The 24,674-nt window shown below is 73.4% G+C and carries 22 protein-coding genes; 5 read left to right on the forward strand and 17 right to left on the reverse strand.

What is annotated here, in order from left to right; genetic code table 11:
• Nucleotides 1-61: 61 nt before the first annotated feature.
• Nucleotides 62-808 (forward strand): hypothetical protein, encoded by a 747-nt coding sequence (locus OG370_RS10905; protein WP_328463032.1) that lies wholly within the window; start codon nt 62-64, stop codon nt 806-808.
• A 33-nt stretch (nt 809-841) separates the two neighbouring features.
• On the opposite strand, the gene OG370_RS10910 is transcribed toward OG370_RS10905, so the two are convergent.
• A complete protein-coding gene (locus tag OG370_RS10910; protein ID WP_328463033.1) occupies nt 842-1,519 on the reverse strand; it encodes a uridine kinase family protein in 678 nt (225 codons plus the stop codon).
• Nucleotides 1,520-1,907: 388 nt separating this feature from the next.
• On the opposite strand from OG370_RS10910, the gene OG370_RS10915 reads away from it, so the two are divergent.
• Complete coding sequence (locus OG370_RS10915) at nt 1,908-2,861, forward strand: IS481 family transposase (protein ID WP_328463035.1); 954 nt, start codon at nt 1,908-1,910, stop codon at nt 2,859-2,861.
• A 259-nt stretch (nt 2,862-3,120) separates the two neighbouring features.
• Here OG370_RS10915 and OG370_RS10920 read toward each other — a convergent pair whose 3' ends face one another.
• From OG370_RS10920 to OG370_RS10935, 4 genes are all read right to left on the reverse strand, one after another.
• Nucleotides 3,121-4,149 (reverse strand): 6-phosphofructokinase, encoded by a 1,029-nt coding sequence (locus OG370_RS10920; RefSeq protein WP_328463037.1) that lies wholly within the window; start codon nt 4,147-4,149, stop codon nt 3,121-3,123.
• Between the two features lie 69 nt (nt 4,150-4,218).
• The gene (locus OG370_RS10925) at nt 4,219-5,004 is read right to left on the reverse strand and encodes a response regulator transcription factor (protein WP_328463039.1); all 786 of its coding nucleotides are present in this window, start codon (nt 5,002-5,004) and stop codon (nt 4,219-4,221) included.
• The gene (gene macS / locus OG370_RS10930; protein ID WP_328473989.1) at nt 5,001-6,314 is read right to left on the reverse strand and encodes a MacS family sensor histidine kinase; all 1,314 of its coding nucleotides are present in this window, start codon (nt 6,312-6,314) and stop codon (nt 5,001-5,003) included. Before macS ends, OG370_RS10925 begins: the two co-directional genes overlap by 4 nt.
• 217 nt (nt 6,315-6,531) lie before the next feature.
• A complete protein-coding gene (locus OG370_RS10935) occupies nt 6,532-7,254 on the reverse strand; it encodes a lysophospholipid acyltransferase family protein (RefSeq protein ID WP_328463041.1) in 723 nt (240 codons plus the stop codon).
• A gap of 138 nt (nt 7,255-7,392) precedes the next feature.
• Between OG370_RS10935 and OG370_RS10940 the strand changes: the two genes are divergently transcribed.
• Together OG370_RS10940 and OG370_RS10945 are read left to right on the forward strand one after the other, a co-directional pair.
• Nucleotides 7,393-8,172: an alpha/beta hydrolase gene (locus OG370_RS10940; RefSeq protein ID WP_328463043.1), complete on the forward strand. Its 780-nt coding sequence runs from the start codon at nt 7,393-7,395 to the stop codon at nt 8,170-8,172.
• Complete coding sequence (locus tag OG370_RS10945) at nt 8,165-8,674, forward strand: hypothetical protein (protein ID WP_328463045.1); 510 nt, start codon at nt 8,165-8,167, stop codon at nt 8,672-8,674. The genes OG370_RS10940 and OG370_RS10945 overlap by 8 nt, the downstream gene beginning before the upstream one ends.
• Nucleotides 8,675-8,806: 132 nt before the next feature.
• Here OG370_RS10945 and OG370_RS10950 read toward each other — a convergent pair whose 3' ends face one another.
• The 6 genes from OG370_RS10950 to OG370_RS10975 form a co-directional block, all read right to left on the reverse strand.
• Nucleotides 8,807-9,550 carry an endonuclease/exonuclease/phosphatase family protein gene (locus tag OG370_RS10950; protein ID WP_328463047.1) on the reverse strand — a complete coding sequence of 248 codons (744 nt, stop codon included), beginning with the start codon at nt 9,548-9,550 and terminating at the stop codon, nt 8,807-8,809.
• 174 nt (nt 9,551-9,724) lie between these two features.
• Complete coding sequence (locus tag OG370_RS10955; RefSeq protein WP_328463049.1) at nt 9,725-10,666, reverse strand: ROK family glucokinase; 942 nt, start codon at nt 10,664-10,666, stop codon at nt 9,725-9,727.
• A gap of 54 nt (nt 10,667-10,720) precedes the next feature.
• Nucleotides 10,721-11,137: a DUF5304 family protein gene (locus OG370_RS10960; protein ID WP_443060646.1), complete on the reverse strand. Its 417-nt coding sequence runs from the start codon at nt 11,135-11,137 to the stop codon at nt 10,721-10,723.
• A gap of 566 nt (nt 11,138-11,703) precedes the next feature.
• The gene (locus tag OG370_RS10965) at nt 11,704-12,888 is read right to left on the reverse strand and encodes an ArsA family ATPase (RefSeq protein WP_328463051.1); all 1,185 of its coding nucleotides are present in this window, start codon (nt 12,886-12,888) and stop codon (nt 11,704-11,706) included.
• A 2-nt stretch (nt 12,889-12,890) separates the two neighbouring features.
• Nucleotides 12,891-13,415, reverse strand: coding sequence for an SRPBCC family protein (locus OG370_RS10970; protein WP_328463053.1), 525 nt, complete (start codon nt 13,413-13,415; stop codon nt 12,891-12,893).
• A 110-nt stretch (nt 13,416-13,525) separates the two neighbouring features.
• Nucleotides 13,526-14,287 carry a metallophosphoesterase family protein gene (locus OG370_RS10975; protein ID WP_328463055.1) on the reverse strand — a complete coding sequence of 254 codons (762 nt, stop codon included), beginning with the start codon at nt 14,285-14,287 and terminating at the stop codon, nt 13,526-13,528.
• Between the two features lie 141 nt (nt 14,288-14,428).
• On the opposite strand from OG370_RS10975, the gene OG370_RS10980 reads away from it, so the two are divergent.
• Nucleotides 14,429-16,225: an AMP-dependent synthetase/ligase gene (locus tag OG370_RS10980; protein ID WP_328463057.1), complete on the forward strand. Its 1,797-nt coding sequence runs from the start codon at nt 14,429-14,431 to the stop codon at nt 16,223-16,225.
• Nucleotides 16,226-16,488: 263 nt separating this feature from the next.
• Here the strand turns inward: OG370_RS10980 and OG370_RS10985 are convergent, their stop codons facing one another.
• The 6 genes from OG370_RS10985 to OG370_RS11010 all read right to left on the reverse strand — a co-directional run bounded on the left by OG370_RS10985 (nt 16,489) and on the right by OG370_RS11010 (nt 24,665).
• A complete protein-coding gene (locus OG370_RS10985) occupies nt 16,489-17,619 on the reverse strand; it encodes a glycosyltransferase family 4 protein (RefSeq protein ID WP_328463059.1) in 1,131 nt (376 codons plus the stop codon).
• Between the two features lie 76 nt (nt 17,620-17,695).
• Entirely contained in the window at nt 17,696-18,880 is a 1,185-nt protein-coding gene (locus OG370_RS10990) for a M48 family metalloprotease (RefSeq protein ID WP_328463061.1), read from the reverse strand.
• Nucleotides 18,877-20,148, reverse strand: a complete 1,272-nt coding sequence (locus OG370_RS10995) for a hypothetical protein (RefSeq protein ID WP_328463063.1) — start codon at nt 20,146-20,148, stop codon at nt 18,877-18,879. The genes OG370_RS10990 and OG370_RS10995 overlap by 4 nt, the downstream gene beginning before the upstream one ends.
• Nucleotides 20,149-20,538: 390 nt before the next feature.
• On the reverse strand, nt 20,539-21,585 hold the full coding sequence (locus tag OG370_RS11000) for a C40 family peptidase (RefSeq protein WP_328463065.1): 1,047 nt from the start codon (nt 21,583-21,585) through the stop codon (nt 20,539-20,541).
• A 279-nt stretch (nt 21,586-21,864) separates the two neighbouring features.
• A complete protein-coding gene (locus OG370_RS11005) occupies nt 21,865-22,899 on the reverse strand; it encodes a C40 family peptidase (RefSeq protein WP_328463067.1) in 1,035 nt (344 codons plus the stop codon).
• 356 nt (nt 22,900-23,255) lie between these two features.
• Nucleotides 23,256-24,665, reverse strand: a complete 1,410-nt coding sequence (locus tag OG370_RS11010) for an NYN domain-containing protein (protein WP_443060859.1) — start codon at nt 24,663-24,665, stop codon at nt 23,256-23,258.
• Nucleotides 24,666-24,674: the final 9 nt, after the last annotated feature.

Consider the following 24,674-nt stretch of genomic DNA (forward strand, 5'->3'; position numbering starts at 1 on the left):
GCGTGGTTTTCGGGGGCCGCCCGGCCGACGGGACGGGCGGCTCGGGGGAGGGAGCGCAGTCATGGGATTCCGCCGCAGCAGGCCGCAGTTGCCGCCGGAGGAAGACCCGGTGCCGTGGCGGGAGGTCACCCGCTTCGTCGTCGGCCGGCGGGTGCGGGGCGACGAGAGCCGCATCGTGCGCCCGGCCTACGGGCCGCCGGCGGTCCGGGTGCCGAACGGCGGCGAGAACCGGTTCGCGCCCGCGGTGTTCATCGAACAGCCGCACACGGCCGAGGAGTTGTACGACCTGTACGGCGCCCAGGACAGGGCTCCGGTGTGCCGGGTGCTGCCGCTGGCCGGGACGGGGACGGACACCGCGGACCGCGGGGACGTCGACGGCCACCGGGTGGTCGACCCGGCCGGCGCGGAGATCGGCCGGGTGTTCCGCACCCCGCGGGCCAAGCGCTCCGTCCAGCAGACCCTGTGGTTCCAGCAGCCGGGACACCCGAACGTGGTGGCCCGCCACCACTGGGCGACCGGCTCGACCCGTGAGGTGGCGGGCCGGGTGACCACGGCGGCGGTCGGCACCGCGGCCGTGGTGGCGGCGGGCCTGGCGCTGAGCGCCATCGGGCTCGACGGCGACGGAGACCGCGAAGGCATCGGCGACAGCGGGCGCTCCCCGTCGAAGCCGGTGACCTGGCGGGCCGGCGACGAGGACGTCCTCGACTACCTCCCGGGCCAGGGCCGCCAGCGCCCCTACGTCCCCCGGGCCGACTGGCTCGACCTGCGGCTCGCGTTCGCCTTGGCCGTCCTCCGCGAGAGCTGGTGACCGGACGGAGCGGCCGGGGCCGGGGTCACCGGGTCATACGGCCAGGGGCTGCGCGTGCGGGGCGTGCGGAGACTCGGCGCCGAGCCCGACGTGCCGGGGCTCCGCGCCGAGTCCCTCCGCGCCGAGTCCCAGCACGTCGCCCACCAGGTGCGCGACGGCGCCCAGCAGCCCGGCTTCCGACGTCGTCCCGTCCAGGACGAGGTCGGCCCGGTCCCGCGCGGGGGCCACGTACTCCGCGTGCCGTTCGCGCCCGCTGAGCAGGTAGTTGCGCAGCGAGACCCCCGGGTCCTGCCCGAAGACCTCGATCTTGCGCAGGATCTTCCGGGCCAGCCGGATGTCGTCGGGTGTGTCCACGTACACCCGCCAGGTGGCGCGCTCGGCGACCGCGCGCAGGGTGAGCGCGAACAGCCCCTCCACGACGACGAGCCGGTGCCGCCCGCCGGTGGCCGCGGCGTCGATCGCGGTGGCGACGGCGTCCTCGTCGATGGAACCGGGGTGGTTCCAGTCGAGCGTCTCCGCCCCGGTCGCGCTCAACGTCCGCACCCCGCGCCCCGGATCGTGCGCGGGCACGTAGAAGTCGTCGAGGTGGACGAGACCGACGGTCTCGGGATGGTGCCGCGCCAGCGCTTCCGCAAGGGTGGACTTGCCGGAAGCGGTGCCGCCTGCGACCGCGAGTACGGGCACCGCGTGCCCTCCCACAACACCCGTCATACCGGGCGCTCCTCAGGTGCTCAAAAAAGGTGGGGACAGGGACGAGAAGGGGAAAACCAAAGCGGCCGGACATGCCGGGTGGAGGGATGGTAGGGCGCGCGGATGGCCTACGGCAAGCGCCGTAGGCCAGGAGTCGGGCAGCGTGCGGAACCGGTGCGTCCGGCGCCGCGACCAGGGCGGTGACCAGGGCCGGACCGAGGCGGGAGCCGAGCCCGAACCGGCAGCCGTCACCGGGGCCGCAACCGCGGCGGGGAAGCGACGGCCGCGCTAGGTGTTCTGTCCACGGAGGTTGGTGACAGTGATCACGGTGGGGTGATCTTGAACGAGTAAGGGCCTTCCGGGTTCGGTGTGGATTGCGACATCGACATCGAACGATCAGAAGGCCCTCATGCCCCACCGTAATGCACCTCTGACCGAGACCGGCCGTCTGCGGCTGGCCCGCTGCATCGTTGACGACCGGTGGACCCTGCGCCGGGCCGCCGAACGCTTCCAGGTCTCGCCCACCACGGCTCAGCGGTGGGCGGCCCGCTACCGGGAGCTGGGCGAGGCCGGGATGGTCGACCGCTCCTCGCGCCCGCACTCCAGCCCGCGCCGGACACCGACCCGTACCGAGCGGCGGATCATCAAGGTCCGTGTCCTGCGCCGGTGGGGACCGGCCCGTATCGCCTACCTTCTCGGGCTGAACCCGGCGACCGTGCACCGTGTCCTGACCCGCTACCGGCTGGCCCGTCTGGCCCACCTGGACCGTGCCACCGGCCGGGTGATCCGCCGCTACGAACACGCCGCCCCCGGCGACCTCGTCCACGTCGACATCAAGAAACTCGGCAACATCCCCGACGGCGGCGGCCACAAGGTCCTCGGCCGGCAAGCAGGCCGCAAGAACCGCACCAAGGCGGGCATGAGCTTCCTGCACAACGCCATCGACGACCACTCCCGCCTGGCCTACAGCGAAATCCTGGCCGACGAGAAGAAAGAGACCGCCGTCGGGTTCTGGCAGCGCGCCCACGCCTTCTTCGCCGCCGCCGGTATCACCGTCCAGCGGGTCCTGACCGACAACGGCTCCTGCTACAAGTCACATCTGTGGCGCAACTCCCTTGCCGAGCAAGGTATTTCACACAAACGCACCCGGCCCTACCGGCCCCAGACCAACGGCAAGGTCGAACGGTTCAACCGCACCCTGCTGGACGAATGGGCCTACGCGAAGCCCTACCGCACCGACGCCGAACGACGCGCCGCCTATCAGCAGTGGCTCCACACCTACAATCACCACCGCGGACACACCGCACTCAAAGGCCAACCACCCGCCAGCCGCGTCCCCAACCTAACGGGTCAGTACAGCTAGGCCGTGTTTTGGAAGTCCCTCCCCCCCCTGCCTTCGGCGGGGGAGGTGCCCCCATCCCGTGGCGCCTGGCACGCACGCTCTCCCCCTGCCTTCGGCGGGAGGTGCCCCCAGCGTTGTCGGGCTTGTCCGAGTAGGCCCACTACGAGGACAACCCTCCGCCTTGCGATCTGGGGGCACCCCCACGCCGAAGGCTGTGGGGGAGCACCAGACGCCACGGGCCCCGCCCTTTGGGCGGACGGCGCTACTTCCAAAACACGGCCTAGCCGAAGAACACCTCCGCCTCCGCGTAGAGCGCCGGATCGACGGTCTTGATCCGGGTGGTCGCGTCGCCGATCGGCACCCGCACGATGGCGGTGCCGCGCAGCGAGACCATCGTGCCGAAGTCGCCGTCCCGGACCGCGTCGATGGCGTGCAGCCCGAACCGGGTGGCCAGCCACCGGTCGAAGGCGCTGGGGGTGCCGCCGCGCTGGACGTGGCCGAGCACCGTGGTGCGGGCCTCCTTGCCGGTGCGCTTCTCGATCTGGTGGGCGAGCCACTCGCCGATGCCGGACAGCCGGACGTGCCCGAAGGAGTCGAGGGTGCCGTCCTTGAGCACCATGTCGCCGTCGCGGGGCATCGCGCCCTCGGCGACGACCACGATCGGCGCGTACCGGATCTTGAAGCGGCTCTCCACCCAGGCGCAGACCTGGTCGAGGTCGAAGCGCTGCTCGGGGATGAGGATGACGTTGGCGCCGCCGGCCAGGCCGGAGTGCAGCGCGATCCAGCCGGCGTGCCGGCCCATCACCTCGACCACCAGGACCCGCATGTGCGACTCGGCGGTGGTGTGCAGGCGGTCGATCGCCTCGGTGGCGATGTTGACCGCCGTGTCGAAGCCGAAGGTGTAGTCGGTGGCGGACAGGTCGTTGTCGATGGTCTTGGGGACGCCGACGCAGGGGATGCCGTGCTGTTCGTACAGTTCGGCGGCAACCCCGAGGGTGTCCTCGCCGCCTATCACGATGAGCGCGTCGACCTCCTCCTCGGCGAGGGTGCGCCGGACCCGGTCGGCGCCGCCCTCCACCTTGAGCGGGTTCGTGCGCGAGGAGCCGAGTATGGTGCCGCCGCGCGGCAGTATGCCGCGGACGGCGGGGATGTCGAGACGTACGGTGTCCCCTTCGAGGGGGCCGCGCCAACCGTCGCGGAAGCCGGTGAAGTGGTAGCCGTATTCCTGGGTGCCTTTACGGACGATGCCGCGGATGACCGCGTTGAGGCCGGGGCAGTCTCCGCCGCCGGTCAGGACTCCGACCCGCATGGACTCTTCCCTTCGTCGCAAGCCAGCTGTGCCGGATGTGCAACCTCCGCCAAGCTAGCGTGACTTGGGTCACATGTCGCCGTCCCTGCGGTCGTCCGCCGCGCTCCCCCGGGCGCCCTGATCACCCCGGCCGCGCACGTCGGCCCGGTCCTCCTCGTCGCCCTCGTCGTCGAGGCCGCGCGCGATCGCGTACCGGACCAGCTCCACCCGGTTGTGCAACTGGAGCTTGCCGAGGGTGTTCTGCACGTGGTTCTGCACGGTGCGGTGCGAGATGACCAGGCGCTGGGCGATCTGCTTGTAGCTCAGGCCCTTCGCGACCAGCCGCAGCACCTCCGTCTCGCGCTCGGTCAACCGCGGCGCGGCCGGCTCGTCGGACTTCGCCGGCACCGGCTCGGTGGCGAGCCTGCGGTACTCCCCCAGCACCAGCCCGGCCAGGCCCGGGGTGAAGACCGGGTCGCCGGCCGACGTACGGCGTACCGCGTCCACCAGCTCGGCCCGCCCGGCGGACTTCAACAGGTAGCCCGTCGCACCGGACTTGACCGCTTCGAGTACGTCGGTGTGCTCGCCGCTGGCCGACAGCACCAGCACCCGCAGCGCCGCGTCGTGCGCGATGGCCTCCTTGCACACCTGCACCCCGGACGCGCCGGGCAGGTTCAGGTCCAGGACGAGCACCTGGGGACGGGCCGCGCGGGCCCGGCGGATCGCCTCGGGCCCGTCGCCCGCCGTGGCGACCACCTCGAAACCGGCCTCGGCGAGGTCGCGGGCGACCGCGTCCCGCCACATCGGGTGGTCGTCGACGACCATCACCGTCACGGGCCGGTCCGGCCCGGCGTGCTCGGCGGTGCCGAGGGTCATGGCGTGGGTCCCCCTTCGGTCCGGCCCGCGTCGGTGCCGGCCGGTTCGGTGCGTACGGCCGAGGCTACCGGGCCCACGGGTACGGTCCCCGGGCGCGGGAGCGCGGGGGATACGGCGGCGGGGCGCGGGTCCGCGGTCGCCGGGTGCGGGCCCGTACGCCGCGGCCGCCCCTTCTCCGACACCGCCTTCGGCAGCCGCAGTTCCACCTCCGTGCCCTGGCCGGACACCGAGAGGACCTCGGCGCTGCCACCCAGGTCCCGCAACCGGCCCCGGATCGACTGCGCGACGCCCAGCCGCCCTTCCTGCGCCGCCGCGGCCAGCCGGCCCTCCGCGATGCCCGGGCCGTCGTCCCGCACGGTCACCAGCACCGCGTCCGGCTCGTCCTCCAGCAGAATCCAGGCGTGCGCCTGCTCGCCCGCGTGGTTGCGGACGTTGTCCAGTGCCGCGCCGACCGCCGCGGCCAGCTCGGCCGCGGCGCCCGGGTCCAGCGGCACCGGCGTGCCCGGCGCCGACACGGTGACCCGGCCGGAGGCGTACCGGGCCAGCAGCGTCCCGAGGTCGACCGGGCAGTCCGGCACGGGCGAGCCGTCGGGAGCGGTCGGCGACGGCGCGGGGGTGCCCGAGATCAGCGAACGCAGCGCCACCTCCTGCTCGCCGGCCAGCCGGCCGAGTTCCGCCGCCTCGCCGCCCGCCTGGTCGCCCCGGCGCTGCACCATCGCGAGCACCTGGAGCACGTTGTCATGGATGTCCCGGGCCAGCCGCTCCCGTTCCTGGGTGGCCGCCTCGATCTGCAGCGCCCGGGCCAGGGTGCGCTCGCTCGCCCGGGCCACCTCGACGACGTAGCCGATGGCGATCGCCGCGATCCACACCAGCACCAGGTTGTGCAGGGTCTCCGGGCTGGGGGTGCCGCGCTCCACGAGGTCGGCCGCGGCCACCACCGACGCGGCCAGCGCCGCCCAGCGCCAGCCGCCCTTCACCGCCCACGCCAGCACCGATCCGGCGGTCCAGATCGACGGAAGCGTGAACGCGCCGGACTCTATCCGCGCGGGCGCGTCCACCACCGCGGTCAGCAGCACCCCGGTCACCGCGACGGCCAGGTCCACCACCAGGAACGCGGGCGTGCAGCGTGCCGCGTTCTTCACCCGGCCCAGCGTGGCGAACGTCCACAGCGTCAGTACGCCCATGTACACGCCGCCCGGCAGCGGATGCCGCAGCTCCCCGTACGCATGCACGTACAGCGCCACCGCGTACCCGCACGTCAGCACCCGATACGCGAGCAACGCCCGCCACAGCGGCAGCTCCACCGACATCTTCACGGCCACGCATTCCTTTCCCCCGAACCGCCAGTCTCCCCCCCTCCCCGGGCTCCCCCGGGTCGCGACCGTCTGTTCACGGAGGACCCGCACATAACCAGGGGCGCTGGGGGGGAGGAACCGCGCGCGCAACCACCCACCGGCCTGCGGCCGGTACACGAGCTCAGCCCCGACGGAGCGAATCAAGCCACCCCACCGGAGAAGGTCCCGGGACTCACGCTTCCGGATCGGACGGGGGGGCCGCCTTCGCCGCCTCCGCGATCATCCGCTTCGCCGCCGTCGCGTAGATGTCCACGTACTCCTGCCCGGACAGCTTCATGATCTCGTACATCACCTCGTCGGTGATGGAGCGGAGGATGAACCGGTCGTGCTCCATCCCGTTGTAGCGGGAGAAGTCGAGCGGCCGGCCGATCCGGATGCCCGGGCGGATGGAGAGCTTGGGCATGACCTGCCCCACCGGCTGGACCTTCTCCGTGTCGATCATGGCCACCGGGATGACGGGCGCGCCGGTGGCGAGGGCGACCCGGGCGAGGCCGCCCGGCTTGCCGCGGTAGAGCCGGCCGTCGGGCGAGCGCGTCCCCTCGGGGTAGATCCCGAACAGCTCGCCCCGTTCGAGCACCGCGATCCCGCTGTTGATCGCGGCCTCGCCGGCACCGCGCGCGCCCGAGCGGTCGACCGGGAGCTGCCCGACGCCCTTGAAGAACGCGGCCGTCAACTTCCCTTTGACCCCAGGGGTGGTGAAGTACTCCGCCTTCGCGATGAAGGTGACCTTGCGGTCGAGCATGGACGGCAGGAAGAAGGAGTCCGAGAAGGACAGGTGGTTGCTGGCGAGGATCGCCGGACCGTCCTTCGGAATGTTCTCCATCCCCTCCACCCACGGGCGGAAGACAGCCTTGATCGGCTTGCCGAGAACGATCTTCATCGCGCCGTAGAACAACGGGGCCTCCTGTTGCCGTCGCGACGACCTTAACCCGCGCGGGGGCCGGTGGGGCTTACCCCTGGGGATCGGGTCCGCGTACGCTGAACGTCCGACTCCCGTGTACCCGCGTACGCGTCGTTGAACAGGAGATGCACGGTGCCGCTCATGCCCGGAGCAGAAGCGTACCGCCATGAAGGCGGCGAGACCGGTGTCCTGATCTGCCATGGTTTCACCGGCTCCCCTCAGTCGATGCGGCCGTGGGGCGAGTACCTGGCGGAGTGGGGGCTGACCGTGTCCGTGCCGCTGCTGCCCGGACACGGCACCCGCTGGCAGGACATGCAGGCCACCGGGTGGCCGGACTGGTACGCCGAGGTGGACCGCGCACTGCGGTCGCTGCTCGACTCGTGTTCCCGGGTGTTCGTGTGCGGCCTGTCCATGGGCGCCACCCTCACGCTGCGGCTGGCCGAGAAGCACGGCGCCGCGATCAGCGGGCTGGTCCTGGTCAACCCGTCGGTGAAGGCCGACGGGTTGCAGATCAAGGCGGTACCGCTGCTGCGGCACATCCTGCCGTCCGCACCGGGCATCGCCAGCGACATCGCCCGCGAGGGCGGCGTCGAACTGGGCTACTCCCGGGTGCCGATGCGCGCCCTGCACTCGCTGACGAAGTTCTGGCCGGTGGTACGCGCGTCGTTGCCCCAGGTCACCCAGCCGGTGCTGCTGCTGCACAGCAGGGAGGACCACGTGGTGCACCCGTCCAACACGGCGATGGTGCTGGGCAGGATCTCCTCCACCGACGTCACCGAGCTGGTCCTGGAACGCAGTTACCACGTCGCCACCCTCGACCACGACGCCGAGCGGATCTTCGCCGAGTCCCACGCGTTCATCGAGCGGCTGTCCGCGACCACGGCCACCGAGGAGGTCACCGCCGGTGGCTGACGCCGATCGCGAGGACGAGGGCGCCGCGCCGCTCGACGAGGACGCCGCCTGGGCGGCCCTGGTCGCCGGTTACGACGAGGAGCCCGAACCCGGGGCCGGGTCCTGGCCCGAGGCCGAGAACGTGACGCCGGACCAGCCGAAGACGCCGCCCGCCGAGGACCCCGCGGCCATCACCCCACCGCCGACCCGCAGCATCGTCATCCACCCGGTGATCTCCGGGCCGCGGGACTACGAAGTCGAGGATGACGACGAGGACGCGCACTACGTCCCGCCGGAGCCGCCGCCGCTGCCCGAGGCCGACGTCACCACCAAGTTCGCCTGGCTCGCGGTGCTCGGCGGGCCGCTGCTGCTGCTCGTCTACGTCCTGCTCCAGCTCGACATCACCTGGTGGGTGATCCTGGTCGGCGTCGGGGGGTTCGTCGGCGGGTTCGCCACGCTGGTCGCCCGGATGCGGACGGGCGACGAGGACGACGACCGCCCGGACGGCGGCGCCGTCGTCTGACCGGCGGCCCCGCCGTACGGGCGGCCCGGCCGTGGTCGGTGCGGCCCGGCCGCCGTCCGGAGGAAACGGCCCGGGCCGGGACACGCGCGCCCCTGGGCCGGGACGCAGGGCCCCGGACCGGGCGGAAAGGCGCTAGGCCGGGACGCGCAGGGCCGCCAGCACCGGGAGGTGGTCGGTGGCCGAGGCGAGGTCGGTGCGCTTGACGCCCGGGAGGTCCAACGGGACGCCGGCGCCGAGGACTTGGATGCCCGTGGAGGCGAAGATCGCGTCGATCCGCCGACGGGGACCGAGCGCGGGAGAGGTGGGCTCGCCGCCCCACGGTTCGGTGGCCCAGGCATCCTGAAGGGCGCCGGCCAGCCGCCGGAAGGCGCGCCCACCGGGCGGGTCGTTGAGGTCGCCGCCGACCACCCGGTGCTCCTCGCCGAGGGCGTCGAGGCGGCGCAGCAGGAGGTCGGCCTGCTCGGCGCGCTCGTCGGCGCGCAGGCTGAGGTGGGCGCTGACCACGGACAGCCGGGCGCCGCCGAAACCCAGCACGGCGGTGGCGAAGCCGCGCTGGTGGAGCCCGGGGGTGCGCGGCAGCAGGATGTCCTCGGTGCGGATCACCCGGGCCCGCAGGGACGCGAGGACCATCGGCCCGGCGGCAGGAGCGCCGCCGGTGACGTAGAAGAGCCCGGTCGACTCGGCGAGGCGGGCCGCGGCCTTGCGCCACCGGAAGAACCGCGGGGCCTCCTGGATCAGGACGAGGTCGGGGGCGCAGGCACGGATCACCCGGGCCAGCGCCGCCGTGTCGTCCCGCAGCGAGCGGACGTTGTAACTCAGTACGCGGATGACCGCCGAGCCCCCTGGCTCCGTGGCGGAACTCGGCAGATCTTCCACTCGCGCTGCGCTTTCGTCGTGTCGTCCGGGTCGGCTCGGACCGGAGGGGCCGAGCCGGAGAGGTCGAACCGGTCGGGTGGGATGGGTCAGGTGGAACCGGTCCGGTGGGACCGGGTCCGGTGCGACGGGTCGGGTCCAGTCGGTCCGTTTCCGGTCCGGGCCGGACCCGAGCGCTCAGCCCTGGCGGGCCAGGTCCGCCGCCCCCACCAGCCCTGCCTTGCCGCCGAGTTGGGCGGCGAGCACCTGGGCGTGCGGCCGCCACTCGCCGCCGATCAGCCAGCGCCGGAACGACTTGCGGATCGGGTCGAGGACGAGCTCGCCCTCGTCCGAGACGCCGCCGCCGACGATGAACGCGGACGGGTCGAAGAGCGAGGCGAGGTCGGCGAGGCCGGCGCCGGCCCAGCGGGCCAGCTCGCGGAAGGAGTCGATCGCGACCGGGTCGCCCTGCCGGGCGGCGGCGCTGATGTGCCGGCCCTCGATGCTCTCCGGCGTGCCGTCGCCGAGGGCGAGCAGCACCTGGGCGTTCTCCGGGGTGGCGTTCGCCCGCTGCTTCGCGTACCGGACCAGGGCGCGGCCGGACGCGTACTGCTCCCAGCAGCCCTGGCTGCCGCAGCCGCAGAGCAGGCCGTCGGGCACCACGCGGACGTGGCCGAACTCCGCGGCGACGCCGAACCGGCCGCGGCGCAGCTTGTTGCCGATGATGATGCCGCCACCGAGCCCCGTGCCGAGCGTGATGCAGATCACATCGGAGTGGCCCTGTCCGGCGCCGAAACGGTACTCGCCCCACGCCGCCGCGTTGGCGTCGTTCTCCACCACGACGGGCAGCCCGACGCGCTGTTCGACCTTGTCCTTGAGCGCTTCGTGCCGCCAGTTGATGTTGGGCGCGAAGAGCACGGTGGCGCGCTTGTCGTCGACGTAGCCGGCGGCGCCGATGCCGACGGCCTCGATCTGATGACCGGTGCTGACCTGGCGTACCGCCGCCACGATCGCGTCGATGACGCCTTCGGAAGTCGACGGTGTCGGCACCTTGACGGTCTCGAGAATCGAGCCTTCCTCGTCGACCACTCCGGCCGCGATTTTGGTGCCGCCGATGTCGACGCCGATGGTGAGTCCCATGTGTCCCTCAGTTTTCGGTCGATCCCCGCTAAGAGAACCGTACCGGAGAGGGGGTCAGTCGAGGTCGATGTGTTCAGCGGTTGAACGCGCGGAGCTCCCACCTGAGGTCCAGCGGGCCTCCGCTCCGGCCACCGCGGAGCGGTAAGCCGCCAGGAGTTCGGCTCCCGCGGTGCTCAAGTGATCGAACAGATCCGGGTTCCGTTCCTTGATGGGTTCGACAACGGAACGCACTTGGGAGATGACGCCTTGCGCGGCCATCTGCACGGCCGGGTTGCGGAGGGTGGCCAGCCGCTCCGTCACGGCGTCCCCCACGGCCTCCGCCAGCCTGCGCAGTTCGTCCGCCGCCGAGCCCGGCATCTCGCCCGCCTGTGCCCTTCGCCGCGTGTGCTCCGCCGCGATGTCCTCCGCGCTGGCCTTCGCCCACGCGTCGGCGTCGGGACGGTCCTTGGCTTCGCTCATGATCGGCTCCAAACGGTATGTATCTCCGACGGTACCTGAACCCCCCAGGGTTCCCCCTTCTCCCGGTTCCGGGACCTTGCGGCCCGTCGTGGCTTGTCGCGGCGTTCCCCGCGCCCCTGGTTTCGCTCGGCTCTCCCGTGGTGCGGCTCCGCCGCGCCTGCCCCTTGCAGGGGGGTGCCGGATCTTCCCCCGGCGAGTGGCTGGTCGCGCAGTTCCCCGCGCCCCTGGGTAAGCCGACCTTCGTACGGAGTGGGGTGATGTGGTTGAGGTGCGCTGTCCCCGCGGCGAACAGCCACAACGAAGGGGCGCGGGGAACTGCGCGACCAGCCCAGCACCGGGAGGAGATCCGGCAAACCCCGCAAGGGGCAGCCTGGACGGCAGTCCAGCGCGACCAAGTACCGCGAGAACCAAACACACCCGGGCGCAAGGAAGAAGCGAGCTTCTTTTCACGGAAGAGCCGAGCGCAACCAGGGGCGCGTGGGGGTACCTCCCAGGCGAAGCTCTGGGGGAGAACGGCGCGACCAGCCCACCACCGGGAGGTGGTCCCGGAACCGACAGAACCGGGCCACCCGGGGGGTTCAGCTCGGCCACACCGTGGGGTCGGGGACGAACCGCACCCGTAGAGCGCCGTCGCGGAGGGCGGCACCCTGGACGGTGCAGCGGCGGAGGGCGGAGGGGAGGGGGAGGATACGGCGGAACCCACCGGCGTCGACGACGAGTTCGTCCCCGCGCCGGACCAGGTCGAGTCCTTCGCGGTCGGCCCCGGGCAGCGGAAGCACCCAGAGGAAGTGCCCTTCGGTGCCGAGCAGATCCTCGACCTCCCAGGGCTCGGCGGCCCGCGCCGGGCCGCCGGACAGCGGCACCCCGCCCAGCTCGGCAAGATCCGCGGGGGTGCGCGGCTCCCGCCCGAGGTGCGGGAGTTCGACCAGCGGCACCCCGTCGGCGGCGCAGCTCTCGGCCACCGCCTTGAGCTCGCTCTGCTGCTGCCCGGACAGCCCCGCGAGGAACGCGTCGGCCGAGCCGGTCGGCAGCAGGCGGTTGGCGACGACGGCGGCGAGCCGGTGCCCGTACAGGGCCAGCCCGGTCCGCGCGGTGCGCAGCGCCTCCTGGGGCCGGGCCCCGGGGTCGAGGACGACGGCCACCGCCGTGCCCGGGTCCTCGATCACCGCCTGTACGGCGGCGAGTTCACGGTCGGCGCGGGCCGCGGCGTCGTACGCCCACTCGGCGGGCATCGGGACGCCGGCGAGTTGGGCGAGCACCGGGCGCAGCGCGCGGGCGGCCTGCCGGTCGGGGGGCAGCAACCGCCAGAGGTAGCGGCGCAGTTGCTCCGGGAGCGCGAGCATCCGCAGCGCGTCCCGTACGGCGGGCAGGTCCACGACGACCAGGTCCCACGGGGACGGACCGGCGGCCCCCGCGTCGTCCTGGTCGGACAGCACCCGGGCCTGCCGCAGCGCCCGCAGCAGGGCGAGCGGGTCGGCGCCGGGAAGTTCGGTCAGCTCCTCCGGGTCCAGCGGCGCCGCGCCGAGCAGGGCGAGCAGCGCGCCTGTCCGGCTCTGCGCGTCGAGCGCGCCCTCGCGGAAGGCGGCGGCCGGATCGACCGGGCCGACCGTCAGACCCGGCACGGTGATCTCGGCGGCGGCCCGGTCGGCGGTGAGCAGCAGGGTGCGGCTGCCGCCGGCCGCCGCCGCGGCGACGCCCGCGGCGACGGTGCTGCGGCCGGCCCCGGACGCGCCGGTGACCAGAAGGGTGCGTACCGCGGTCACGCTCAGACCGACTTGCCGGACGTGCCGGACTCGGCGTCCGTACCGGCGCCCTCGGCACTCTCGGCGCCCTCCGCGGGCCGGTCCGCGTCGCCGGACTCCACCCTCTGCTTCAGGCCGGCCAGCGCCCGGTCGATGATCACCTTCTCGGCCTTCCGCTTGATCATCCCGAGCATGGGGATCTTCACGTCGACCGTGAGCTGGTAGGTGACCTCGGTGCGGGTGCCGCCGTCCAGCGGCACGAGCGCGTAGGAGCCGTCGAGAGTGCGCAGCATCTGGGACTTCACCAGCGACCACCGCACCTCGTCGGCGCCGATCCACTCGTACGCCAGGGTGTGGTCGTCCTTGATCGCGCCCGCGTCCAGCACCAGCCGCACCTGCGCGGCGCGCCCGGCGTCGTCGGTGGCGAGCACCTCCGCCTGCTTGACCTCGCCGGTCCACTCCGGATAGCGGTCGAAGTCGGCGATGACGCCCATGACCGCGGCCGGCGCCGCCTCGATCGTGATGCTCGACCTCGTGTGTTCCGCCATCGCCGTGGCCCTCCGGACTACTGGTGCATCTGGTGAAAGTGCTGATAGCGCTCGTACTGCTCGGCCTGTCCCGACGTGGGGAAGGCTATCGCGCCGGGCCGTGCGGCAGGTCACCACTGAAGCGACCAGGGGACGCGGGTGTGGTTGAAGTGGCCGACATTGACGCATTCGGTGCGGCCGATCCGGGTGCGGCGCACCAGCGGCTGGTGGACGTGCCCGAAGAGCGCGTACTTCGGCTGCACGGACCGCACCGCGTCGAGCAGCGCCTCGCTGCCGCGCTCGAACCGCCGGGCGGACGTGTCGTAGCAGAGTTCGGGGACGGCCGGCGGGATGTGCGAGCACAGCACGTCCACCGGGCCGAGGGCGGCCACCTTCGCGGCGTACGCCTCCTCGTCGATCTCGTACGGGGTGTGCATCGGGGTGGGCAGGCCGCCGCCGACGAAGCCGAAGACCCGGCCGCCGATCTCGGCGGTGGCGCCGTCCAGGACGGTGGTGCCGGGCCGGGCGTACTCCTTCCACAGCCGGGGCACGTCGACGTTGCCGTAGGTGGCGTAGGTCGGGGTGGGGAACGCGGCGAAGAGCTCCGCGTACTGCTTGCGCACGGCTTGCTCGATCAGCGCGGGCCGGTCCCGGCCGGCCCACAACTCGCGGTCGAGCGCCCGTGCCTCGTCGAAGCGGCGGGCGGTGCGCAGGGCCACCATCCGGTCGGCGTTGGCCTCGCCGAAGAGGTCGGGGAAGATGCCCCGGGAGTGGTCGGCGTAGTCGAGGAAGAGCACCAGGTCGCCGAGGCAGACCAGCGCGTCCGCGCCGTCCCCCGCCCTCGCCAGCGCCTCGACCGCGCCATGTACGTCACTGACCACGTGAACCCGCATGCCGTCACCCTATGCTCGGGTGTGTGACCCTGAGAACATCTGCCCTGCGCCCCCTATCCCGAGGCTTTACCGATGGGTAACGTCCTCGCAGTCCATATCTTCCCTCCGGGTGCGACGCGGCACCGATGAGGAGCAGCAGCCTTGCGTGAGTTCAGCCTTCCGGCCCTGTACGAATTTCCCGCGGACGGCAACCTGACGGACCTGATCCGCCGCAACGCCGCGCAGCACCCGGACACGCCCGTCATCGGCCGCAAGGACTCCGCCGGGCACTGGCAGGACATCACGGCGGCCCGCTTCCTCGACGAGGTGCGGGAGGTCGCCAAGGGCCTGATCGCCTCCGGGGTGGAGCCCGGCGACCGCGTCGCGGTGATGTCCAGGACCCGCTACGAGTGGACGCTGCTGGACTTCGCGATCTGGACGGCGGGCGCGGTGACCGTGCCCGTCTACGAGACGTCGTCCGCCTCCCAGGTGGAGTGGATTCTCGCCGACTCCGGCGCGGTCGCGGTGGTGGTGGAGTCGCAGCCGCACGAGGAGACGGTGGAGTCCGTACGGGAGCACCTGCCGCAGCTCAAGCAGGTGTGGCGGATCGACGGCGGCGGGGTGCGGGCCCTGGTCGAGGCGGGCAGCGACGTCTCCGAGGCGGTGGTCGACGAACGCTCCACGGCCGCCGGCGCCGACGCCCCGGCCACGATCGTCTACACCTCGGGCACCACCGGCCGCCCCAAGGGCTGCGTGCTCAGCCACCGCAGCTTCTTCGCGGAGTGCGGCAACGTGGTGGAGCGGCTGAGCCCGCTCTTCCGCACCGGGCACTCCTCGGTGCTGCTCTTCCTTCCGCTCGCGCACGTGCTCGGCCGCCTGGTCGAGGTGGGCAGCGTGATGGCTCCGATCCGGCTCGGACACGTGCCCGACGTCAAGAACCTCACCGAGGACCTCCAGGGCTTCCGGCCGACCCTGATCCTCGGGGTTCCGCGGGTCTTCGAGAAGGTCTACAACACCGCCCGGGCCACCGCGCAGGCCGGCGGCAAGGGCCGGATCTTCGACAAGGCCGCGGACGTCGCGATCGAGTACAGCAAGGCGCTGGACACCCCCGGCGGCCCCTCGTTCACGCTGCGGCTGACCCACCGCGTCTTCGACCGGCTCGTCTACGCCAAGCTCCGCGCGGTGCTCGGCGGGCGCGCCACCCACGCGATCTCCGGCGGCGCCCCGCTGGGCGAGCGGCTCGGCCACTTCTACCGCGGCCTCGGCTTCACCGTCCTGGAGGGCTACGGCCTCACCGAGTCCTGCGCGGCCACCGCGTTCAACCCGTGGGACCGTACGAAGATCGGCACCGTCGGCCAGCCGCTGCCCGGCTCCACCGTACGGATCGCCGACGACGGCGAGGTGCTGCTCTACGGCGAGCACCTGTTCACCGGCTACTGGAACAACGACGCGGCCACCGCCGAGGCGGTCTCCGACGGCTGGTTCCACACCGGGGACCTCGGCACCCTCGACAACGACGGGTACCTGACGATCACCGGCCGCAAGAAGGAGATCATCGTCACCGCCGGCGGCAAGAACGTCGCGCCCGCGGTGATCGAGGACCGCATCCGCGCGGACGCGCTCATCGCCGAGTGCATGGTCGTCGGCGACAAGCGGCCCTTCGTCGGCGCGCTCGTCACGCTCGACGAGGAGTTCCTGCCGCGCTGGGCCGAGCAGCACCAGAAGGCCGGCCGCACCCCGGCGGAGCTCTCCTCCGACCCGGACCTCCTCGCCGCCGTCCAGCACGCCGTCGACGAGGGCAACGCGGCCGTCTCCAAGGCCGAGTCCGTCCGCAAGTTCCGCATTCTGCCCGGCCAGTTCACCGAGGAATCGGGCCACCTCACGCCGTCCCTCAAGCTCAAACGCTCCGTCGTGGCCGCGGACTTCGCCGCCGACATCGAGGCGATCTACTCCGCGTAGGGAGGGTGCCCCTGCCCCCCGGGGTGGGTGGTCCTGTCGGTCGAGGGACCACCTGCCGGTGGGCGATTGCCCGCGCCCCTGGGTATGTGCGGCCACTCCCGCGGAAGGAGGGTGCGCTCCGAAGGGGCGCTGGGGGTACTCCCCCTGGCTCCGCCAGGGGCACCCCCACCCAGGCGAAGCTCTGGGGGTGGGGGCACCTCCCGGCGAAGCCAGGGGGAGAACTGCGCGACCAGCCCACCACCGAGGGAAGGTCCGGCGACGGCCTAAAGAAGACCCTTCAGGCGGTCCGCCAGGAGATCCCAGCTCCACGCTTCGTGGACCCACGCCCGCCCGCGCTCCCCGAGGGACCGCCGCAACTCCGGGTCACGCAGAAGCGTGAGGATGCGGGAGGCGGCCTGCTCGGGCGACCCCCCGGGGACGACGTACCCGGTCTCACCGTCGAGCACGGCGTCCGGAGCCCCCCCGGAATCGCCGGCGACGACGGGCAACCCCGTCGCGGACGCCTCGAGGTAGACGATGCCGAGCCCTTCAACGTCGAGCCCGCCCCGCCGGGTCCTGCAGGGCATCGCGAAGATGTCCCCCGCGCCGTAGTGTGCGGGCAGTTCGGACCAGGGCACGCTGCCGGTGAACCGGACCGCCGCGGCCACCCCGGTGCGGGCCGCCAGCTTCTCCAACTCGCCGCGGTACGGCCCGCCGCCGACGATGAGGAGCACCGTGTCGGGCACCTCGCGGAGGATGCGCGGCATCGCGAGGATGAGCGTGTCCTGCCCCTTGCGCGGCACCAGCCGCGACACGCAGACCACCACCGGGCGGTCGGCGAGCCCGAGCCGCGCCCGCAGCACCACGCCGTCCGGCCCCGGGTGGAAGACGTTCTCGTCGACGCCGGGCGGCAGCCGCACCATCCGCTCGGCCGCCTCGGGAGTGAGCGCGGCCGCGATCCGCGACCGGGTGTACTCCCCCAGGTAGGTCAGGACGTCGGTGCCCTCACCGATCCTGCGCAGGAGTTGCCGGCTGGCCGGGAGCTGCGCCCACGCGGCCTCGTGGCCGTGCGTGGTGCCGACCAGCCGCCGGGCACCCGCCTTGCGCAGCGCGGGCGCCATCAGGGCGAGCGGCGCGGCCGCCCCGAACCACACCGACGAGCAGCCGTGTTCCCGCAGCAGTTCCGCCGCGCGCCGGGTGACCCGGGGCGTCGGCACCATCATCCTGGTACGGTCCCGCACCACGGTGAACGGCTGCTCGGCGTCGAACCGCGCGACCTCGCGCCCGTCCCGCCAGGTCGAGGCGTACACCACGACCTGCTCGGGGTCCATCCGCACCGCCATGCTGTGCACGAACGCCTGGATGCCGCCGGGCCGCGGCGGGAAGTCGTTGGTGACGATGAGGGTCTTTTCCATCGCCGCCGACAGTACCGCCTCGCCCCGGCCGGCGGGCCGCGCCACCCGTCCGGGCACCCTGAGCGGCGGTGCGCGGTCAGTGTCCGGCGGCCCACCGGCGGGCGGCGGCGATGCGTTCGGCGGCGGTGGGGTGGCTGCCGAGCAGGGCGTGGGCGAGGCGGGGCGGCGCCGGGTCGGCGACGTTCGCCACGGTGAGCCGGCGCTGCATGGCGATGAAGGTGGCGGGATCGCCGGTGGTGTCGAGGGCGTGCCGATCGGCGCGGCGCTCGACGCGCCGGCTGAGGAGGGCGGTGAGCGGGCCGCCGAGAGCGCCGCCGACCGCGGCCACTGCGGCGAGCAGCCAGGCCGAGCGGGGGTCGGCGAAGTGCCGTACTCCGGCGGCGTGCAGCAGCGGGTCCCAGCTGACGACGGCGGCCAGGACGCACACCCCGGCGGCGGCGCCGACCGCGCCCAGCGCGGTGCCGCGCGCCACGTCGCGGTGGACGACATGGCCGAGTTCGTGGGCGACGACGAGTTCGACCTCGCGCGGGTCGGCGGTGCTCAGCAGGGTGTCGTAGACGACGATCCGCCGGGTGCCGCCGAACCCGGAGACGTACGCGTTGAGCGCGGTCGTACGGCGCGAGGCGTCGGCGACGAGCACGTCCCGTACGGCGACGCCGTCGCGGGCGGCCAGCGCCAGCAGGTCGGCGCGCAGCGGTCCCGGGGGCATGGGCGTGAAGCGGTTGAAGAGCGGTTCGAAGACCAGCGGGGCGAGGAAGGAGAGCAGGACGGTCAGCACGGCCGCGCCGAGCGCCGCCCACACCCACCACCAGCGGGTCACCCCGGCGAGCGCGTAGACCGCGAAGAGGGCGCCGAGCGCCAGCGGCAGGGACACCAGCAGCCCGCGCAGCCGGTCCACCGCCCAGCCGCCCCAGCCCTGCGTGACCAGGCCGTAGCGGGCCCTGACCACCCGTCCCCGCGCGGCGAACGGCAGTCCGGCCGCCTCGCCCAGCAGCACGAGCGTGACCGCGCCGCCCACCACCCGCACCGCCCACGCGGTCCCGAAGGCGCCGACCAGCCGCGCCCCGCCTCCGGTCAGCCCGAGCGCGAGCAGCAGCGCGAGCGAGACCGCGGAGGAGGCCAGCGACAGCGGCAGCACCTGCCGCCGCAGCGCCTGTCCCCGGGCGACCTGCTCGGCCGTGAAGTCGGGCCCCTCGCCCACGGGTTCGGGGCTCTGCGCCTCGCCGCGGCCGTTCTCGCCGTTCGCGTCCTGCCCGCTCAACCCAACTCCTGTTCCACGTAGGCCCGCCACTTCGCGGTGAAGTCCGCGAGCCCGATGCCGAGCGAGGCACGCAGGTGGGAGTCGAGTGTGCCGCCCTTCGCCACCGCGCGGTAGAACGTGGTCAGCGTGTCCGGCGACCACTGGTCGGCGATCATCCGGCAGGCGAGCCACCCGCCCTCGTACGCCTGGGCGAGGCCCTTGGCGGTGGAGCGGAAGTCGGCGTCGGTGGGGAGCGCGGCAGGGGTACGGCCGGCCTCGACGTCGGCGGCCAGCTCGGGCGCGATCTCGCGGGCGGTGCGGCCGGAGTCGCGGTAGGCCACCCAGTCGGCGACGCCCTCGGACAGCCACAGCGGGGTGGACGCGGTGGTGGACAGCCGGGTCGCGACGTGCGTCGTCTCGTGGGTGAGCACCACCTGCCGCCCGAACGCGGACAGTTCGCCGAACGCCGCCGGGTTGAGGATCACCCGGTCCGCGGGCGCCGCCGCGTTGCCGCCGCCCTCGCCGGTGGTGACGGCGGCGATCTCCCGGTAGTCGGCCGGCTTCGCCGAGAGCAGCGCCGCCATCTGGTCCAGGGTGGACGGCGCCTCGATCACCACGCTGCCGGGCCAGCCGGAGCCGAACGCGTGCCGCACCTCGGGCACGGCCTGGTCCGCGTCCTCGGCGTAGCCACGCAGCGTCTTCTCGCTGCCGAGCCCCAGCACCAGGCTGTGCGTGCCGCGCACCACCCGCACCGGACCCTGGTCCCAGATCTGTACGGCGGTGCGGTGGCCGCTCGCGTCGCCGTCGTCATCACCCGCCAGGTACCAGCGGGTGCCGTGCCGCGCGAGGGTCAGGTAGGCGGTGGAGACCACCGGGCTGCTGTCGTAGCCGCGCAGCCGGTAGCTCAGCCGCACCTCGGCGGCGGTGCGGCTGCTGCCGTCGGCGGTCGGCGGCAGCGCGAACGCGCCGGTGCGGACGAGTTGGTACGACCACGCGGCGAGCGGCACGTCGGCGAGATCGGTGAACACCTCGCGTTGCCGGGTGCGGAAGCGGGTGGCCGCCGGGTCGATCCCGGCGAGGAAGGCGGCGCGGTCGTGGTGCAGCACCGCGGTCGCCCGCCGCGCGAGCAGGGCCCGCGCGGCCGCGTCCACCGAGGAGGTCTTCTTCGCCGCCGTCCCACCCGACCCGGTGCACCCCCCGGCCAGCAGCACCCCGCACACGCCGAGTGCGACCCCGCGCGCTCCGCGGATGAGCCGCACCGTCCGAAGTGATCGAGCCGCATCGTGCACGCAGCGATCGTACGGTGCCCACCTTTCCCTGAGGCTCGCCGGGCCCGCCGGCCCAGCCCCCGCGGCGTTGTTCCCGGACCACCGGCCGGTGGCCGGTTGCTCGCGCAGGTCCCCACGCCCCTTTGGGGCGCGCCCTCCTTCCGCGGGAGCGGCCGCACATCCCCAGGGGCGCTGGGGGCACCGCCCGGCGAAGCCAGGGGGAGAACCGCGCGCTCAGCCCACCACCGGCGGGTGGTCCGGGGGCCGGCAGGACGGGGGGCTGGGCCGGCGGGCTTGTGGCCAGGCGCCGCGGAAGAGCCGCACCGATCAGGGGCGCGGGGAACTGCGCGCTCAGCCCACCACCGGCCGGTGGTCCGGGGGCCGGCAGGACGGGGCAGCCCGGGCGGACCGTCAAGGACGAGTGATCGCGGTGATCGGCATCATCGTGACCGGGTCGTAGCGCACCCGGGCGCCCGGGTAGGGGGCGTGGATGACCTGGCCCCCGCCGACATACATCGCGACGTGGCTGGCGTCGGAACGGTAGATCACGAGGTCACCCGGGCGGGCCTGGTCCAGCGAGACATGCCGCCCCGCGTTCATCTGCTCCTGCGAGGTCCGCGGCAGCGCCACCCCGGCCTGCGCGTACGCGTACTGCATCAGCCCTGAGCAGTCGAAGGAGTTCGGCCCGGTGGCGCCCCACACGTAGGGAGTCCCGAGCATCCGGCGGGCCGCGGCGACGGCGACCGCGGCGCGCCCGGAGGACGCGGGCAGGTCCAGCAGGGGCGGCAGCACCTGGTCGCGGGAGGCGCGGTCACCGCCCCCGCGGAATGCGGCCTGCTGGGCCGCGGGCATCGCGTGCAGCAGGGTCTGGGCCGTGGCCAGCGCCCGCTGCACCTCCTCCTTGCGCTGCTGGAGCTGCTGCGAGGTGCTCCGCAACTCCGCGAGCTTGCCGGTCGCCTGGTCCCCCTCCTGCCGCAACGTCCGCTCGGCCTCCTGGAGTTCGCCGAGCCGGGCGGCCTGCCGGGCACCGAGCCGGTCCAGCGCGGTCGCCTGGTCGAGGTACTGGGACGGCCGGTCGGAGAGCAGCAGCGCCAGCGTCGGGTCCACCGCGCCCTCGCGGTACTGCGAGGCCGCGACCGCGCCGAGGTCGTCCCGCAGCGCGTTGACCCGCTGCTGGCCGCGCGCGGCCCGGTCCTGGAGGTCGGCGACCTCGCCGCGCAGCCGCTTCGCGGTCTCCTGCGCGGCGTCGTACTTCTGGGTGGCCTGCTCGGCCTGCTGGTAGAGCTGGTCCAGCCGGGTCGCGGCGTCCGGGGCGGTGCCGCCGGCAGGGTCGGCCGCCGCGAACTGGGCGGCACCGCCGGACAGCGCGGCGGTCGCCGCTGCCGCCGCCGACAGCACGGTGACCCTGGTGGTACGGGAAGCAAGTCCCGGCTGCGGAGTGCGTCGATGGGAAGCCACGAACGCTGACAGTAATCGCGCTGTGGCGCACGGTTCAAAGATCCGCGGCCACCCCGATCCGGACCGCGACCGTGAACCGCAGGTCACGCGCCCGCCGTCGGGCCTCTCGGCAAGGTGTTCATCACCCGTCCGCCGTACGGGAGTCGGGCGCGTCACCGTCGACACCGACTGTCATACGAACGAACGCGTACGCACGAACGCGCCGGGCGGCCGCCCCCTCAACGGAGCGGCCGCCCGGGCCATGTCATCAGCCGGGGCACTCCGCCCCGCGCGGGTGCGTCAGATCCGCACGCCGAACTCGAACGGCATGTCGCTCATCGCCTCGTACCGCACCACGGCGCCCGGCTTCGGGGCGTGCAGCACCTGGCCGCCGCCCGCGTAGAACCCGACGTGGTGGAAGTCGCCGTAGAAGATGACCAGGTCGCCGACTTCGAGCTGCGAGGCGTTGTAGATGCGGGTGCCGGCGTTCGCCTGCTCCTGCGAGGTCCTGGGTATGGTCACGCCGGCCTGGGCGTAGGCCCACGAGGTCAGGCCCGAGCAGTCGAACTGGCTGGGGCCGGAGGCGCCGTAGTAGTACGGGTCGCCGATCTTCGAGACGGCGGCGTCGAACGCATTCTTGGCGCGAGCGCTGGCGGCCTTGGTGTTGCCGAGGTCCACCCGGGAGCTGGCCCGGTTGGCCGCCGCCGCGTCGTCCTGCGCCATCTGCGCGCGCTGCGCGGCGGTCAGGCCGTTGAGCACCGACTGCGCCTTGGCGAGCTTGGCCTGCGCGTCCTTCTTGTTCTTGGCCAGGTCGGTGCGGGTGCTCTGCACCTCCGCGAGCTTCGCGGCCGCCTCCGCCCGCTCCTGGTCCAGCGTCTGCTTCGCGTTCTCCAGCTGCGTGAGCGCACCGGCCTGGAGCGAGGTGATCTGGTCGAGCGAACTCGCCTGGTCCAGATAGTCGTCCGGGTTGGAGGAGAGGAAGAGCTGGAGCGAGGGGTCGATGCCACCGCTGCGGTACTGCGAGGCCGCGATCGCGCCGATGTTGTCCCGCAGCTTGTTCAGGTGCTCCTGCTGGCGGGCGACCTGGTCCTGGAGGTTCGACGCGTCCTTCTGCAACGACTTGAGCTTCTCGTTGGCCGCGTCGTACTTCTGGGTGGCCTGCTCGGCCTGGTCGTAGAGCGCGTCGACCTTGGTCTTGGCGTCCTTGACGGACTCCTTGGCCGGGGCGGCGGCGTTGGCAGCCTGCGAGGACAGCGCGACCGCTGCCGCCGCGGTGGCGGTCAGCACGGTGACGCGCACGCGGCTTGTCGGCTTGGGACGACGGTGGGACGCCACGAAGGCGGTCTCCTTCTTCCTTCAGCCGCCTACCGGTTCACTGGCGGGCGGCCTCCGAGCGCCACCCGGGTTGGATGATCGACTGCGCGGAGGTACGAGCCCAGACCCTAGTGACCGAACTGTGATCGGTTCAAATCCTTGCAGGCAAAATCTCGACCGCTTCGCATATTCTTTACGCGCCCTGTACCCGGGGTGAGGGCAGGAGGACACTGCGTTGGCGGTCGTGCGCTCGTGAACGCAAGCCGCCGTCGAACGGCCGGAAAAAGCCGGTGAGTTCACGCCACCACCACAGAGCGCGCGGGAAACCTCCCGCGCGCTTCGCACCGTCCGTACGCCTGTCGGGCGCTATGCCCGTTTCACACCCGGGCGAGCCGTTTGAGCAGCAGCACCGAGGCGACCGGGCGGGCCCCGGCCTTCGCCACGCCGTCGGCGACCTCGCGGTCCGCGGAGACCACCACGATCTGCCGCCCCGGCGGCTCCGCGCGCACCAGCCGCCGGATCAACTCGTCCGCGGTCTCACCGGCCTTGGAGAACAGCACCCGCACCCCGCGCGGCGGCGCGAGCAGCACCGGCATGTCCAGGTCGGCGCCGTCGAAGACGCAGGTCACCTCCGCGCCGCTCTGCGCGGCCAGCGCCGCCAGCCCGCCCAGCAGCCGCAGCCGCTGCTTCTCCAACGGCAGCGCGGGATAACCGGTCTTGGTGACGTTGTAGCCGTCGACCACCAGGTGCGCCTGCGGCAGTGCGAGGAGTTGGTCCAGCAGCGCCGGGTCGGTCGCGGACAGCGCCCGGGTGGCGATGTCCCGCGCGCTGAACGCCCCGGGCGCGACCGCGTCCACGGTGTCCGCGGGCCGTACCCCGAGCGTGTCGCGCGGGGGCAGCGCCAGCTCGCGGCGCAGCCCGGCCGCCGCGTCGAGCACCGTGTCCAGCAGCAGCCGCAGCCGGACCTCCTCCACGCTGCGGCCCTCGCGCACCGCGCGCCGGCCGGCCTCCACCACCGCCTCGGCCTCGGCCAGCCGGGTCCGCAGCCGGCGCGCCTCGCTCTCGGCCGCGGCACGCTCGCGCGCGGCGGCCGCCCGGGCCTCGTCCAGCTCGGCCTGGAGTTTGCGCTGCGCGGCCTCGGCGCGCTTCACGTCGCTGTGCGCGGCCCGCAGTTTGCGGTGCAGCGCGTCGCCGTCCTTGCGTACGGCGTCGAGTTCGCCGCGGGCGCGGGCCGCGTCGGCGCGGGCCTGGGCCTGGAGCGCGACCACCTCCTCGCGCAGCCGGGCGAGTTCGCGGACCGTCTCCTCGTCGACCCGCTCGGCGTCGGCCCGCTGGGCCTCCTCGCCCGCGGTCGCCACGAGCTTGGCCCACCCCTCCGGCCGCAGCAGATACGCGGCCGCGGCCACGTCCAGCGGGTCGGCGGCCGGCGGCGGGGTGCCGGAGTCCAGCGCCCCGGTCAGCTCCGGCTGCGCCTCCCGCAGCCGCCCGGCGACCTTCAGCCGGAAGCCGGGGTCCGACTCCAGCGCGGCGGCCAGCGCGGTCGCCGCGTACTTCACCCGGCGGGACGGCGTGAAACGGGCATACGGCCGCAGCGACACCGGCAGTTCGGGGAAGGTGAACCCGCCGAAGGCGTCGGCGGCGATGGCGACCACCCGGTGGCGTACGCCTTCGGGCAGCGGCCGGTCGAGCGCGGACTCGACCGCGCCGTCCTGCTCGGCGCCGCGCGCGTCGTCAGCCGCCGCGTCCCCGCCCGCCTCGTCCTCACCCGCCGCGTCCGCGTGCTCCACGTCCGTGTG

The sequence above is a fragment of the Streptomyces sp. NBC_00448 genome, from assembly GCF_036014115.1.
Lineage (GTDB): Bacteria > Actinomycetota > Actinomycetes > Streptomycetales > Streptomycetaceae > Actinacidiphila.